14 protein-coding genes are annotated in these 15451 nt (G+C 41.2%); 7 read left to right on the top strand and 7 right to left on the bottom strand.

From position 1 onward, the window contains the following. The first annotated feature begins 15 nt into the window (after window positions 1-15). On the top strand, window positions 16-1074 hold the full coding sequence (locus tag L0657_RS10495) for a 6-bladed beta-propeller (RefSeq protein ID WP_235150570.1): 1059 nt from the start codon (window positions 16-18) through the stop codon (window positions 1072-1074). Window positions 1075-1086: 12 nt separating this feature from the next. On the opposite strand, the gene L0657_RS10490 is transcribed toward L0657_RS10495, so the two are convergent. Next, complete coding sequence (locus tag L0657_RS10490) at window positions 1087-1812, bottom strand: hypothetical protein (RefSeq protein WP_235150569.1); 726 nt, start codon at window positions 1810-1812, stop codon at window positions 1087-1089. 273 nt (window positions 1813-2085) lie between these two features. Here L0657_RS10490 and L0657_RS10485 point away from each other — a divergent pair, with 273 nt between their 5' ends. Together L0657_RS10485 and L0657_RS10480 are read left to right on the top strand one after the other, a co-directional pair. Next, window positions 2086-4407, top strand: a complete 2322-nt coding sequence (locus tag L0657_RS10485) for a TonB-dependent receptor (RefSeq protein ID WP_235150568.1) — start codon at window positions 2086-2088, stop codon at window positions 4405-4407. A 46-nt stretch (window positions 4408-4453) separates the two neighbouring features. Beyond that, complete coding sequence (locus L0657_RS10480; RefSeq protein ID WP_235150567.1) at window positions 4454-5002, top strand: hypothetical protein; 549 nt, start codon at window positions 4454-4456, stop codon at window positions 5000-5002. A gap of 63 nt (window positions 5003-5065) precedes the next feature. Here the strand turns inward: L0657_RS10480 and L0657_RS10475 are convergent, their stop codons facing one another. Beyond that, the gene (locus L0657_RS10475) at window positions 5066-5482 is read right to left on the bottom strand and encodes a Fur family transcriptional regulator (protein WP_235150566.1); all 417 of its coding nucleotides are present in this window, start codon (window positions 5480-5482) and stop codon (window positions 5066-5068) included. A gap of 198 nt (window positions 5483-5680) precedes the next feature. Between L0657_RS10475 and L0657_RS10470 the strand changes: the two genes are divergently transcribed. Next, a complete protein-coding gene (locus L0657_RS10470) occupies window positions 5681-6076 on the top strand; it encodes a MerC domain-containing protein (RefSeq protein ID WP_235150565.1) in 396 nt (131 codons plus the stop codon). Here L0657_RS10470 and L0657_RS10465 read toward each other — a convergent pair whose 3' ends face one another. After that, window positions 6077-7342: a serine hydrolase gene (locus tag L0657_RS10465; protein WP_235150564.1), complete on the bottom strand. Its 1266-nt coding sequence runs from the start codon at window positions 7340-7342 to the stop codon at window positions 6077-6079. It lies immediately after the preceding gene. Window positions 7343-7460: 118 nt separating this feature from the next. Between L0657_RS10465 and L0657_RS10460 the strand changes: the two genes are divergently transcribed. The 3 genes from L0657_RS10460 (at window position 7461) to L0657_RS10450 (ending at window position 10882) form a co-directional block, all read left to right on the top strand. Continuing rightward, window positions 7461-9179, top strand: a complete 1719-nt coding sequence (locus L0657_RS10460) for an IlvD/Edd family dehydratase (RefSeq protein ID WP_235150563.1) — start codon at window positions 7461-7463, stop codon at window positions 9177-9179. 227 nt (window positions 9180-9406) lie between these two features. Beyond that, a complete protein-coding gene (locus tag L0657_RS10455; RefSeq protein WP_310588278.1) occupies window positions 9407-9907 on the top strand; it encodes a transposase in 501 nt (166 codons plus the stop codon). A gap of 186 nt (window positions 9908-10093) precedes the next feature. Further along, window positions 10094-10882 (top strand): SDR family NAD(P)-dependent oxidoreductase, encoded by a 789-nt coding sequence (locus L0657_RS10450; RefSeq protein ID WP_235150561.1) that lies wholly within the window; start codon window positions 10094-10096, stop codon window positions 10880-10882. 7 nt (window positions 10883-10889) lie between these two features. Here L0657_RS10450 and L0657_RS10445 read toward each other — a convergent pair whose 3' ends face one another. The 4 genes from L0657_RS10445 to L0657_RS10430 form a co-directional block, all read right to left on the bottom strand. Next, window positions 10890-11612, bottom strand: coding sequence for a hypothetical protein (locus L0657_RS10445; protein ID WP_235150560.1), 723 nt, complete (start codon window positions 11610-11612; stop codon window positions 10890-10892). 72 nt (window positions 11613-11684) lie between these two features. Then, window positions 11685-12278: a gliding motility lipoprotein GldD gene (gene gldD / locus L0657_RS10440; protein WP_235150559.1), complete on the bottom strand. Its 594-nt coding sequence runs from the start codon at window positions 12276-12278 to the stop codon at window positions 11685-11687. A 164-nt stretch (window positions 12279-12442) separates the two neighbouring features. Beyond that, window positions 12443-14281 carry a glutamine--fructose-6-phosphate transaminase (isomerizing) gene (glmS, locus tag L0657_RS10435; protein WP_235150558.1) on the bottom strand — a complete coding sequence of 613 codons (1839 nt, stop codon included), beginning with the start codon at window positions 14279-14281 and terminating at the stop codon, window positions 12443-12445. 300 nt (window positions 14282-14581) lie between these two features. After that, window positions 14582-15388, bottom strand: a complete 807-nt coding sequence (locus L0657_RS10430; RefSeq protein WP_235150557.1) for a glycogen/starch synthase — start codon at window positions 15386-15388, stop codon at window positions 14582-14584. Window positions 15389-15451: the final 63 nt, after the last annotated feature.

Here is a 15451-nt window from a genome sequence, read left to right as displayed (position 1 = left end):
TGAAAACCTAAATCCATGGATCAGAAACACACCCGCCGACAATTTGCCAAGTTTGCTGCCGCAACGACAGCTGCATTGACCTTTAAACCTTTTTATATACTTCATGCCAAACCCAAAGTGGATGGAGAGACAATTGGGCATGGTTCACACAAATATCGGGTTCAACAAGGTTGGGGAAATCTTGATTCATTGAAGTTTCCGATTGATAACTGCCACGAAATGGTTCAGGACAGCAAGGGACGCCTGATCATGATTGGCGATGAGGTTAAAAATAATATTCTAATTTACGACCGTTCAGGAAAATTACTGGATAGTTGGGGCCATCAATTTCCAGGCGGACATGGACTGACATTATGGAATGCGAACGGAGCCGAGTATTTATTTATCTGCGATACGAACGGGAAAGTTTTTAAAACAGATTTAAAGGGAAATGTTTTAATGACGATTGAGCACCCTTCAAAAGTCGGGGCATACAAAGAAGCCGACCCTTTCAAACCAACGGAAACAGCCATCGGTCCTGACGGCACGATCTATGTTGCTGACGGATATGGTTCGCAATGGATTTTACGATACACCCCGAAAGGTGAGTATATAGACAAATTTGGCGGCTCGGGAGATCTGGACAGCCAATTTTCTACTGCACATGGTATTACAGTAGATTATCGCGACAAGGCTAATCCAACCTTGCTGGTAACTTCTCGTGCTCATAATTCTTTCAAGCGTTTTACGCTGGACGGGAAATATTTATCCACGATTTTTCTACCGGGCGCTTTTGTGTGCCGGCCAGTTGTCAAAGGCGATAATCTGTACGCCGGCGTTTGCTGGTCGCGACTGCGCTACTACAATCAGACACCAAATTCAGGATTTGTTACCATTTTAGATAAATCAGACAAAGTTGTTTCCAACCCGGGCGGTACTAAACCTGAATATATTGGTGGAAAATTACAAATGATGGTTCAGGAAAAACCGATTTTTATGCATTGCCACGATGTTTGTATTGACCAGGATGAAAATATTTACGTATGCCAATGGAATGCTAAGAAGACTTATCCTGTAAAACTGGAAAGGATTTAAATTTCAAATTCTTCATTTTATCAACCTGATCATCAACGCATTTACTGTCATTGTCACAATTGCCAGTATACCGTAAGCCAATCCCAAAGGCATTTTTGGAACAATCCACCAGACACCTAATAGAAATATCACGAAGCCATATCCTGCAAGCAGTAGCCCGTATAATATCCTCGCCGCTGCTTGCGGACCTTGCTGCGAATGTGTAAAAACAGCAAGTGTGGAAGTCATAATAGGAAATGGCGTAAGAATTCCACTCCAGGTTGGGCCAAGTTTATCAGAGAGCTGCGTTAATAAAACGACAAACAATGTGGCTACAAACATTCGTAACGGAATGTCATATACCGGATGTTTTCTATACTCTGCTTTTCCTTTTGGCTTTGGAAAAATAAATAAAACGCCTGAAAGAACCAGTACATTCAGCCCTATTGCGAAAGGCAGTGATGGAGTTCTACCCAGAGAAGCCAGCGCCACAACGAAGAATGCAACATAACTAATCAGGACAGTCGGAAGCCAAGATAGTCTTGGTGCGACGACAGAATATATCAAAGCAAAAAATGTGGTACCGATAGACCCCATCAAAGCAGATGGAATCGTAGACGCAGCGAAAATCGGCCCGTTTTCCATGGCAATAAAAAACGAGATCGGCCCTGCAACCCAGGGAAACCCTCCTATCCACCCTCCAAAACCTTCTCCCCATTTCCTCACGCTGAGTGTGACACCTGCAATGAGAGGAGGCATTAAAAGTAATTTTATTAATAAAAGATCAGACACTTTTTTAAATTTATAATACGCTAAAACGCGCTTTCTCATTCATAATCAGCAAGCAAAATTAATCGGATTAAATATATTGTTAAAAATAAAACCTAAAATAATATTGCAACACAGTTGCATGTATTGTATTTTTGCAACATTGTAACATTACAGATTTGTCCTGTAAACCGCTTTCACTCCTTTTATAGAACATAAGACGGAGATAATAGGATTTAGATAATTCTGTTCTCCATATACCGGATGAGAAATTATTTTTTATTGATACTTATGCTGGTCATTTTTTCCGCCGGCTTTGCGCAAAATCCAGATTGTGCCTGCTTTGTTAAAGGTATCGTTCGCGATCAGCATAGCGGACAACCAATAATTGGGGCGACGGTATTGCTTTCAGGAACGACAAATGGCGTATTTACCGATGAGAAAGGTCGGTATGAAATTCGAAATTTGTGTCCTGGAAACTATAAACTGGAAGTGCGAATCGTCGGATATATTGCCCACAAAGAGTCGCTCGATCTTACTGCCGGGCATGAAGAAAATTTTGATCTTGAAGAACAGGAAGTTCATTTAAAAGATGTCGAAATCACTGCACACCGGACAGATGCGCCAAGTTCTCAGCCTTTGGAAATTTTAACGGGGAGTGCACTGGAAAAAACGCGTGGACAAAGTCTTGGAGAAAGTTTAAAAGGTATAACGGGTGTTACCACCATGCAAACCGGGTCGTCCATTTCCAAACCTGTTATTCATGGCCTGCATAGCAACCGGGTTTTGATTATGAACAACGGCGTTCGGCAGGAAGGCCAGCAATGGGGCTCTGAACATGCGCCGGAAATTGACCCTTTTGTAGCCACACGCATGTCGGTTATCAAGGGTGCCGCGGGTGTCCGTTATGGTTCCGATGCAATTGGTGGCGTCATTTTGGTTGAACCGGAAGAACTGCCGTTTGACAAAGCGATTAGCGGCGAAGTCAATCTGGTCGGTTTTACAAACGGCCGCCAGGGTGTTGCTTCTTCCACTTTGCAAGGCGGCATCAAAGGCGTTTCAGGTTTTGGATGGCGTGCCCAGGGAACAATCAAACGCGGTGGAAATATTCGTACACCTAATTATTTTCTCGACAACACGGGGATCAGCGAGAAAAACTTTTCGTTAGGTGCCGGATATCGCAACAAAGGTTTTGGTATCGATCTTTTTTACAGCCGTTTCGATACTAAAATCGGAATTTTCTCCGGATCTCATATCGGAAGTGTCACCGATTTACTTAACGTTATCAAAAACGGAGAGCCATTTGTTAAATCAGGATTTACCTATAATATCGGAAGGCCCAACCAGAATGTGACCCATGACCTGATAAAAGCAGAGGCGCATTATCATTTCAACGATGGTAACCGTTTGCAGTGGACAATAGCCCAGCAGATCAATAATCGAAATGAATACGATTTGCATGTTCCCCGTAACGATTCCATAGCTTCCCTGAACCGTCCTGAACTGACCTTTAAACTTAATACGCTGACAAACGATGTGATCTGGGACCACAAACCGATTGCAGGAAAAATCACAGGACAGGTTGGTGTGAGCAGTTTATATCAGTATAATTTGATGTCAGGGCGTCCTTTGATACCAAACTTTAATCAATTTAATATCGGCATTTTCTGGATTGAGCGATATGTAAAAAACAATTGGGAATTTGAAGCAGGTGCCAGATATGATTACCGGACACTGAGCACGCACCGGATTGTAAGCCGTCAGAAAGTTTCAAATGATTTTACATTTTCAAATGCATCAGGAACGGTCGGTGCGACAAGAAACTTTTCCCAAAAACTTTCTGCGCGGCTAAACGCCGGAAGTGCGTGGCGCGCACCGAATGTCAGTGAATTGTTCAGCGATGGCGTACACCATGGCGCTGCGGCATTCGAGCGCGGAGATTCTACTTTGCGTCCTGAAAAAGCGATTAACACCATTGCAAGTGTCAAATATCAGAGCGAAAAACTAACTATTGAAATTGGCGGGTACTTTAATTATATCAGGGATTTCATTTATTTAAAACCTCAGCCAGATCCGATTCTGACCGTCAGAGGTGCTTTTCCATATTTTAAATATACACAAACCGATGCAAATTTTAAAGGAGTTGATGTTTCGGCCGACTGGGAATTTATTAAGAATCTTACACTGACAAGTAAGCTGAGTTATCTGAGAGCTTACGACACGCGTAATGACAATTATCTGGTTATGATTCCGTCAAACCGTTGGGACAATCAGATGAAATGTACCATTCCGGAATTTGGAAAATGGCATAATTTGTTTGTTTCGGCCGGAAATTTGTGGGTAGCACGGCAAAAACGTGTTCCGCCTAACAGTGACTTTTTGCCACCACCAGCAGCCTATTCTCTTTGGAATATCCAAGCTGGCGGAACAATCCATCTTTCTGAAAAACAGCAGCTGGAAATCGGAATTTCTGTGACAAACCTTTTCAATACAATTTATCGAGACTACATGAACCGTTTCCGGTATTACTCGGACGATATCGGCCGGAATGCTTCGCTGCGTATCAAATGGAAATTTGGTGCCTGATTTTAGAATCTTTTCTTTTTACAAAATAAATAAATACCATATGATTATGAGCCGTAAATTAACCTGGATGTTGCTGATTGGCGTGGCCACATTATTTACTCAATGCAAAGACTCAGGCGACGAAGTTGAAGCTGATGACGAAAATGAACTGATCACCTCAGTTACGCTGACTTTTACCGAAGTGGGTACAGGAACTGTTACCAAATTTGAATACAAGGATCCGGACGGTGATGGTGGAAATACCCCGACTAAATTTGATACGATTTCCTTGAAAGCAAACGCAAGTTATACGCTGACGCCGGAATTTCTGGATGAGAGTAAAACACCTGTTGAAAACATCACCGAAGAAATCAAAGAAAAAGATTTCGAACATTTACTGATCTACACGCCTACCCCAGCTTCGTTGCTGACTTATACCTATGGAGATAAGGATGCCAATAATTTCCCCGTTGGTTTGACCGGAACGGCAAAAGCAGGAGCGGCGGGAACAGGAAAACTAAAAGTTCAGCTTCGTCACCAGCCTAATGCAAAAAACGGAACTGCTACGCCGGGAAGTGATGACGTAAATCTTGATTTTAACCTTGTTGTAAAATAATTGGGTTGTATAAAAAAGCGGGTTCAGAAATTTCTGAACCCGCTTTTTTATGAATATTTAAATCTAGTTTGCAAGACATTCCGGGCAAGTTCCCTGAATCAGCAAATTGAAACTCTCCGGCACATATCCACTCGGCAGAGCGACATTTGGAATGCGAAGATTTTCAAGGCAATTTGTTTTGCCACAGGCATTACATTTGAAATGGATGTGATCGTGATGATGTTTTTCTTCCGAACACTGGTGCGAACAAAGCGCATATCTCAACCCTTCGTCATCTAAAACTTTATGAATAATACCTTTTTCCAAAAATGTTTTTAGCGTACGGTATATCGTCACACGGTCATAATTCTCGCCCAGCGCTCCTTCAAGATCTCCGTGAGAAAGGGCATTTTTTCTATTTATAAATGTAGAAAGTACATCTTCCCTGCACGTGGTCGTACGCAGGTGATGGCCTTTCAATGTTTCTCTTAACTGCTCCATTTTCAACCAAGTTAGATTCTTTGTCTGGTTCTCTTCATTCTAAAACCTAGCGTTCCAAAGTTAAGTTCTAAGTTTAGCAAAACCCTTGAAAAGATAAATTCTTTTCAAGATTCACATAAATATTGAACAAAATATTCTGCAACATCGTTGCAGATAATACGGATTACTGTTACTTTTGCAACCTTATTGTATTTGCGCATGAAAATCAGCCATACTCACAACAAAGCGGATTATATAGGAATACTTGGCTCAGTGCTCTGTATTGTGCATTGTATCGCTATGCCGGTTCTTGCATTAGGCTCAACTTTTGGTCACGACCACCACGCGCACATTGGCTTTATTTCCCTTGATTACTTATTTATTTTAATAAACGCCGTAGCCGTATATTTTGCAACACGCGGGCACAAGAAATCTTTTGTGAACCTTTTCTTATGGGTTGCACTGGCGATTTTTGCTGTTTCACTAATTTTTGAAGAACGCAATATTGTTTTCCAATGGCTGGGATACCTTGGTTCAGCGTTATTAATAACCGGACATTTGATCAATTTATATATTTGCCAGATCGCTCCGCAGCCGAAACTCAAAGTGTCCTGATTATTTGTCGTATCTGACCTCAAAGTTACTTAAATCCGGGCGCGTCGACCGGTGTCTGCCTAATTCATAATCAAAAACTGCTTTTCCGAGATCACGCATAAATGGCAGGCCAACTGTCTCATAATCGTATTTATCATCGTTGAAGATTTGGTCTTCATTACAATAAATCACCGCAGTCAGCATAAATTCAATACCCTTCTCAAAATCTGCGATATAGGCATTATCCAGCAGATACCCGTAAGCATCTCCTGCTTTGTTAAATAATCGAATATGTCTTGGTAAGCGGGTTTTTGTTCCGCCGAATAGAAGAAATTTACAGTAACCATCGTAATAATCATCCGTATAATGCGCCGGAAACTCAGTTTCGACCGGAAACTGCGACATATATTGATACAGAAAACTGTAATCTTCTTTTGAGAGATCAAATCGTTCACGTGCCGGAACCGACTCCGGGAAAAATATAGCTTTCAAAAGCTTATGCTGTTCGTCTAATGCGAAAAAGTTTTTCTCAGTAAAATCAAACGGCTCGTTTACCAGAATGCCATTTTTCAGATATCCCTTACCCTTTTTGATTGTCTCAGTTCCAGTATATTTTTTATCTGAATATTTTCCTGGCTGTTCATAAATCACCTTTCCATCTTTCTCAAATTTTACAGGATTGGTATAACGATTATTCTCCGTCCCAATGGATGATTCCAACCGATGCGTAATTCTTACATTTTTGTATCCCTTCGCATGCAGAGAATCATTAAAATCTGCCTGTCCTATAAATTCGTACAACCTGTTAAAAGCATCGTTATCACTTGCCAGCAAAATCTTTTTTGCATAGTGAGCGACTGAGGGCAGTTTATTTTCTGCGGTGGTATCCGTTTTGACATCTGTTTGTTCCGGTCTGTCTGCACCGGTAAGCATCGGTGTGTTTTTGTCAATTTTAAGTTTATTGACTTTTTCCAAAGCCAGCAAAACGGCAGGTAATTTGACCGTACTCGCCGGATAAAAATATTGTTTGTTATTTAGATGATATCCGTAGGTCGTAAAATGCGGCTCGTTTTTCTTATTCCTGTCAATTTTAGTATACAGAATCTGGACTTCGTACTTATCAGGGTTATCCAGGACACTTGTCAAATGCTGTGAGTGCTTTTTAAGAAGCTTTTCAAGAAATTGTCCGTTGTGAATTTGCGCAGATGCCGGAATTGCAAGCATGCCAGAAAGAAAGCAGGTAAGTAATTTTAACGAAAGTGATCTGATATTATCTGATGAAATCATAGGTAACCGGGAGCACGTGTTTTAACGAAGATACTATATTTTACTTTTTAAAGGGCGAGCGGAATTATATTTAACTACTTTATGCCTTTACTTAAACGAATATAAACATTGGCGAATAATGGAAGAAAATAAATTGCGCAGCCGCGGCTGGTTTGGTAAGTCAGGAAAGGACGGTTTTATATACAGAGCATGGATGAAAAATCAGGGATTTCCAGCGGATGAATTCGAAGGACGACCTGTCATTGGTATTTGTAATACATTTTCTGAACTGACACCCTGCAACGGTCATTTCCGTGAATTGGCTGAATCTGTGAAAAGAGGGGTTTGGGAAGCTGGCGGATTTCCATTAGAATTTCCGGTAATGTCGCTGGGTGAAACATTGATAAAACCAACGGCGATGCTGTACAGAAATCTGGCTAGTATGGACGTGGAAGAATCTATCCGCGCCAATCCGCTTGACGGAGTTGTGCTGCTTTGTGGTTGCGACAAAACAACGCCTTCGCTGGTAATGGGTGCTGCAAGTGTGGATATTCCTACGATCGTCGTATCGGGAGGACCGATGCTGACCGGCCGTTATCGTGGAAAAACAATTGGGACCAGCGACGTATGGCGTTTTAGTGAAATGTATAGGAAGGGTGAAATTTCACAGGACGAACTGACGACGGCAGAAGCGTGTATGTGCCGCAGCCAGGGACATTGCGCGGTGATGGGAACCGCCTCAACGATGGCCTGTATGGTGGAATCGCTTGGTCTGACGTTACCAGAGAATGCTGCAATTCCAGCCGCCGACTCCCGCAGGAAAGTGATTGCACAATTGTCCGGCCGTCGCATTGTTCAGATGGTAAAAGATGATCTGAGATTATCGCAAATATTAACGCGCGAAGCTTTTGAGAATGCGATTATGTTAAACGCTGCGATTGGTGGTTCGACAAATTTTGTAATCCATTTGCTGGCGATTGCAGGCCGAATCGGTGTAGAGCTTTCTTTGGACGACTTTAACGCATTATGCGAAAAAATCCCATTGCTTCTTAACCTGCAACCATCAGGTGGATATTTTATGGAGGATTTCTATTATGCGGGTGGCCTTCCGGTGGTAATCAAAGAAATGATTTCTCTTTTACATAAAGATGCGATAACGGCAAATGGAAAAACAGTAGCTGAAAATTGCGAATCCGCCGAGTGTTTCGATCCGGAAGTTATTGCAACACTGGAAGAACCTGTAAAAGATCTTACCGGGCTGGCAGTCGTTCGGGGGAATTTGAGCATTCATGGTGCCGTGATCAAGCCGTCGGCTTCGCTAAAACCTGAATTAATGCAGCATCGCGGAAAGGCAGTAGTTTTTGAAGATATTGACGATTATAAGGCACGTCTGGATGATCCAAATCTGGATGTGGATGAAAACAGCATTCTTGTGCTGAAAAATGTTGGTCCAAAAGGTTATCCGGGTATGCCGGAAGTTGGAAATATGTCGTTGCCTAAAAAACTTTTGGAAAAAGGAGTTATTGATATGGTACGGATTTCTGATGGAAGGATGAGCGGAACGGGCTTCGGAACTGTTGTGCTGCATGTATCTCCGGAAGCAGCTGTTGGGGGTGTTCTTGCTTTGGTAAGGGATGGTGATTTCATCGAACTGGATGTCGAAAACAGGAAACTGAACCTTGAAGTTTCTGACGAAGAACTTGAAGAGCGCCGCAAATTATGGAAACCTCTGGATATGGGTTACAATCGTGGTTACGTTAATCTGCATATAAAACATGTGATGCAAGCTCATGAGGGTGCCGATCTTGATTTCTTGAAAGGAGGATCGGGAGACAAGGTGACAAGGGATTCTCATTGATGCGTTTGGATTGATTTGTTGGCGAGCATTAAAGTTTCTATTACCGGTCCGACGGTAGAAAAAACTGTCGGACCGCTGGCACATAGACAGATCTGAATTCGAGCGACCCGGTCGGACGGCTTTTTCGCTGTCCGACCGGTAAAAAACATTACACAACACACACTTATAGAATTCAAAGCACACACACTATACCACGTGTATAACCGGGGAAATAACAGCCAAAAGATATTTTTTTCTTATGCAAACTATCTTTTTTTCTTAAAAAAATAGAAACACACTTACAAAAACACTGTGATTTGCTAGCATATTGCCTGATGCCAAATCACTTTCATTTACTAATAGCAACGAAGGTAAATTTGTCCGATGACCTGATTAATAAGGCTATTCAAACCATTTTAAGTTCGTATTCACAAGCCATTAATAAACAAGAAAACCGGACTGGCTCGTTATTTCAGCAGCATACAAAAACAAAATCGTTAGAAAGTAATGCTATATATGCTGAAACTTGTTTTCACTATATTCACCAGAATCCACTGAGAGCTGGACTTGTTAGAGATATTGAAAATTGGGAGTTTAGTTCTGTAAAAGACTATGCGTTTTTAAGAAGTTATACAATTTGCAATTTGGCAAAAGCACGTTTATTATTTGATCTGCCTGATGATGGTTCGGCTTTTCTGAAACTTTCTTACGGAATTATTTTAAAGGAAAATTTAGATAAAATAATGTAATTATTGCAGTGGTTTGTTACCGGTCCGACGGTAAAAAAAACCGTCGGACCGGTGGCACATAGACAGATCTGAATTTGAGCGACCCGGTCGGACGGCTTTTTCGCCGTCCGACCGGTAAAAAACCAAAAGTCCAGATAGATTAAGCAAAATCAGCAGGCAAAAAATAAAACCTAACCCACAAAAATTATGAGCACCCAATTATTCAATAATCACGTAGCTATTGTAACCGGCGCGGGACAGGGAATTGGATTTGAAATAGCGAAACAACTGGCTGCAAAGGGAGCAGGAGTAATTTTAAATGATGCAGATGCTGAACTTGCCGCACAAGCAGCTAAAACGATCCGTGGTCTGGGTGGAGAATGTATTGCGTTTGCGGGCGACGCGTCAAATTCAGAAATTATAGATGGCATGGTTGAGGAGGCTGTCCGCTGTTTTGGCAAACTTACCATAGCCGTTGCCAATGCAGGCATTACACTTTTTGGAGATTTTTTTGAGTATCCAAAAGAGAATTTACAAAAAGTACTTGAAGTAAATTTGATGGGGTCTTTCCTGCTTACCCAGGCAGCGTCCCGACAGATGCGTTCACAAAAATCAGGTGGGAGAATATTGTTGATGTCTTCTGTTGTTGGACACCAGTCGCATCAGTTTCTGGGCGCCTATGCCATGACAAAAGCAGGATTGGAAATGCTGGCAAAAAACCTGGTTTTGGAGTTATCTCCTCACGGAATCACGATCAACGCGGTGGCACCCGGCGCGACCTTAACCGAAAGGACATTAACAACAGATCCGACATACCCGAAAACCTGGTCGGCAATTACGCCCATGGGCAGACCTGCAATTTGTGAAGACATAGCCAATGCAGCACTTTTTTTACTTTCTCCGCATTCCGGACATATCACCGGTCAGAGCCTGATCGTAGATGGAGGCTGGTCGTCCGTTAGTCCGCTACCCGACCTGAGTAATATGGATGTTTAGAAATAAATCATTCTCCTTCGCCCAAACCTTCCGCAAATAACTGAGCTTCCAGATCATCAATATTCCCCTCTTTGGAAATAAAAAGTTCTCTTGGTTTTGCGGAAGATGCAGGTTTAACAGTCATGAAATTGCGGTATTGTTCGTCTGTAATAATCCTTAATTGCAGCGCTCGTTTCAGCACCATTGGGAAAGGGACTTTGAAAAAATTAGCAATGTCAGATGCTAAAAATGCAGGAATTTTTGAAATATCATCTCTGAAAAAACTTTCAACATCTTTGTATGGCAGCAACGCCTCAAAAATCAATTGCTCGGACCGGTTAGCAAGTGAACCCGGATTTGCGTAAGAACTATGCAGACCGAGCGAAACGGTTAGCAAGTGAATATGGTAATTACGCTCATTAATCTCAGAAGCCGCATTCACAAAAACCCATCCTTTTTGATGGTACATACATGAAAAACCCTTGAAGATCGGATCAATGTTATGAAGCTGTGCTATTTTAATACCTTCGGGGTATGGCAACTTATGACCTATTTGATGCACAATATCCTGCGCATAGGAAACATCTGCGACTTCTCCGGCTGGTTCAATAACCCAGTCTCCATTTACCAAACCCTCAAAAAGCTGGTTGGCAGCGCGCTGACTTTCAGTTTGTCCCAGATGCAGAATAATTCTGTTTCCGCGTACTGAAAAATCAAGTGGGAGCTGATTTTTGATTTGCTTTCTGGCCATTTTTTGAGAAGTGTTAAGTATTAATTTCAAAGATACGCCCTTAAATTATTCACAACAATATTCTTGTTGAGATTATCTCCACTGCAAGGTGTTGAGAAGGTGAATCATATCTTTTTGTATAAAGTTAATAACCGGAGTTAAAGAATCATTTTTTGTCGCCGTTGAAAAATAGATCGCACCACGTAAAAAGTGCCTGGTACTATCTGTCGTATAAAATTGATACGGGCTGGGGACATCACCTTCTATCTTGAAAATCATCGCTGTCAGATTGTTGTCTGTCAACAATCTCTGCTCCTGAATAGATGACGCTCTGACCTGATGTTTTCCAGTCAGTTTAAAAGAATCGTTGATGTAATCTTTCAACAATAGCTGGCTGTTTTTCACCGGCTTGTAGGTCAGCTGGATGTTGGCATTAAATTGCGGATAGTAAATAAATATCCAGTCTTTTCCTGCCAGCGCAAATGTATCAGGGAGAATTCTTGCCGATTTGGAATATTCAAATGAATAAGGCCGTTCCTCAGTTAGCTTCTGGTAAAGCTGCAGCGGCAAATTAATACGATTAAATCCTTTTGGTTTGGGAACATAAGCCTGTTCTTCCTTTCCACAGGAAAAAAACAGCGTTGTTACAATGATATAAATTAGAAAAGCAGGGAGACGATTAAACATTGATATGGTGATTTCTCTTAAAGGAAATTTTGCCTGCAAAGCTAACGAAAAGAGTTTTACAATATTTTGACTTATTGACGAACCGAACCTGTCTTAAGAAAATAAGAAACCAAAGTCGCAGGGACTGGTTTCTTATTTTTATTCAAGGAGAGAAATGATAAGATTTATTCTACCGTAACCGATTTTGCAAGATTTCTAGGCTGATCCACATTTCGCCCACGCATGACGGCGATGTAATAAGATAATAATTGCAATGGAATTACAGATACGAGCGGCGTCAGTATTTCGTGTACTTTGGGCACTTCAATTACAAAATCGACCATTGTTGGAATAAGTGTGTCACCTTCTGTAACAATTGCAATAACACGTCCCTTCCGTGCTTTCACCTCCTGAATATTGGATACGATTTTCTCGTAGGAACTATCTTTTGTTGCCAGAAAAACAACCGGCATATCCTCATCTATCAGCGCAATCGGCCCGTGTTTCATTTCCGCAGCTGGATATCCTTCCGCATGGATGTAGGAAATTTCTTTCAATTTTAGCGCGCCTTCCAGAGCAACCGGAAAATTCAAACCACGGCCGAGGTAAATAAAGTTTCTGGCGTACGTAAAGATGAAAGCGATCTCTTTTATTTTCGCTGCATTTTCAAACACCTGTTCCACTTTTGCCGGAATTGTTTCCAGTTCAACCAGAAGCTGACGATACGTTTCTTCTGAAATCGTGCCTTTGCGTTTTGCAGTTGCGATGGCGATCAGTGTCAATACGGTCACTTGCGCAGTAAATGCTTTCGTACTCGCAACACCAATTTCCGGGCCTGCGTGCGTGTAGGCACCTGCATGAGAAGCCCTTGCGATGGATGACCCGACGACATTACAAACGCCAAATATGGTTGCACCTTTAGATTTTGCAAGTTCAATCGCAGCCAGCGTATCAGCTGTTTCACCAGACTGGGAAATTGCGATAACAATATCATTTTCTTTAATTACCGGATTTCTGTAACGAAATTCAGAAGCATATTCTACTTCCACATTAATTCTGGCCAGCTCTTCGAAAAGATACTCAGCAACTAAACCAGCATGCCAGGAAGTACCGCAGCCAACAATTACAATCCTGTCGGAAGCGGCAAGTTTGTCAATATAATTAGCCAATCCACCAAGCTGCAAATGTCCTTCATCAGCCCTTACACGCCCACGCATACTGTCAGCAATCGAGCGTGGCTGTTCAAAAATTTCCTTGATCATGAAATGATCGTAACCACCTTTTTCGATGGTTTCCAATTCCATTTCAAGTTTTTGAATATAGGGCACTTTCTGTGTGTTATCCAGATTTTGAATACTAAGTTTTCCATCACGAATAACCGCAACTTCATAATCATCCAGATAAACAACGTCTTTGGTATATTCAATTATTGGTGTAGCATCGGAAGCAAAGAAAAATTCATCCTTACCAACACCGATAACCAATGGACTTCCCTTTCTCGCAGCAATAAGCTGGTCGGGAAAATCTACCGACATAACGACAATTGCATAAGCCCCCACAACTTCTAACAGCGCAAGTCTTACAGCTTCTTCAAGCGAAGTGCCAGTTTCTTTTTGAATATCTTCAATAAAATGAATAAGAACTTCTGTATCCGTAGCGCTTTGAAAAACGTGACCCTTATTGATCAGGTTTTGCTTAATCGAAGCGTAGTTTTCAATAATACCGTTATGGATTATGGCCAGTTTATGATCATTTGAAAAGTGCGGGTGTGCATTTACATCATTTGGCTCACCATGTGTTGCCCAACGCGTGTGGCCAATACCAATTTTTGCACTTAGCTTTTTATCAACCAGCTGGCTTTCCAGGTCGACAACTTTGCCTTTTTTCTTATAAATATTCAATTCTGCATCTTCCAGCAATGCAACGCCTGAGCTGTCATATCCCCGGTATTCAAGTCTTTTCAGGCCTTTGATAATTAGTGGATACGCTTCCCTACATCCAATATAAGCGACAATTCCGCACATAAATTTGTAAATGTTTAGTAAATGTGTGTATAATATTAGATGCAAATAAATGCCAATATAAGGTCGATAACAAATAAAATACTAAAAATTATCCAATTTCTAGTGAGTGCTCGAACACACCCTAGCATATTCATTATGAAGGATTTACATCTTAAAAAATATTAAAAAATAAAGATTGTATCATTCCGTGATGATCTGGAAATTTACCTTTATGCAACAATCCGGCGGATTGCATAAAAACATTGGCAAAAAAAAGCGGCGACCAGAATCTGGCCGCCGCTTTAATAATATTTTATTTGACTAGTTCATCAAATCAGTATACAGATTGTAGTAAGATTCAGAGAATTTTTCATCCTCTTCGTCAAGCTCTACACGCTTAGGTGCGTCATTGAAAATCTGGTTCAGACTATCGCTGCAATGTTCCTCCGCTTTAACAACTGCATCAGCGTAGGCACATCCAATTTTAACGAATCCTTCGAAATCAGCTGAATGAAGGTGTGACAAAGCCTCATCACTCACATCAATCGCTTTTGCTTTGCTCATCAAATCTGCATCGAATTTATAATCGAAAGCATTATTATGAACAGTAAAAACACTTTTCGTATCCTTAAACATAGGATCGTTACGATAAGTTGTTTTAAGATACATCGGTATCAAAGCAGTCATCCAGTCGTTGCAATGAACAACATCAGGGGCCCATCCTAGTTTCTTAACTGTTTCTAAAACGCCTTTACAAAAGAAAATTGCACGTTCGTCGTTATCATCGTAGAAATTATTCTCCTTGTCGAAGAATACAGATTTACGGTGAAAATAATCATCGTTATCTATAAAATAAACTTGAAGCTTTGCGTTTGGAATAGAAGCAACCTTAATTATAAGAGGTTTTTCTTCGTCACCAACCGTAATATTAATTCCTGACAATCGAACTACTTCGTGAAGCCTGTTTTTACGCTCATTGATTAGACCAAATCGAGGTACCAAAATTCTTATCTCTGCTCCGCGCTCCTGCATTGCCTGCGGAAGTCTTCTTACATAATCGGCAACATCTGTGGTCTGGAGAAAAGGATTGATTTCACTGGCTACATACAAGATTCGTAGTTTGTCCATAGATATTAAAAGCAGTTTGTGAAAAAAAGTTTTGCAAAATTACCTAAAAAAATCTGCATTTTC

This window comes from Dyadobacter sp. CY345, from assembly GCF_021502725.1.
Classification (GTDB): domain Bacteria; phylum Bacteroidota; class Bacteroidia; order Cytophagales; family Spirosomataceae; genus Dyadobacter.
Note: the sequence above shows the minus strand (reverse complement) of the source record. Positions and strands in the feature narration are given on the sequence as shown.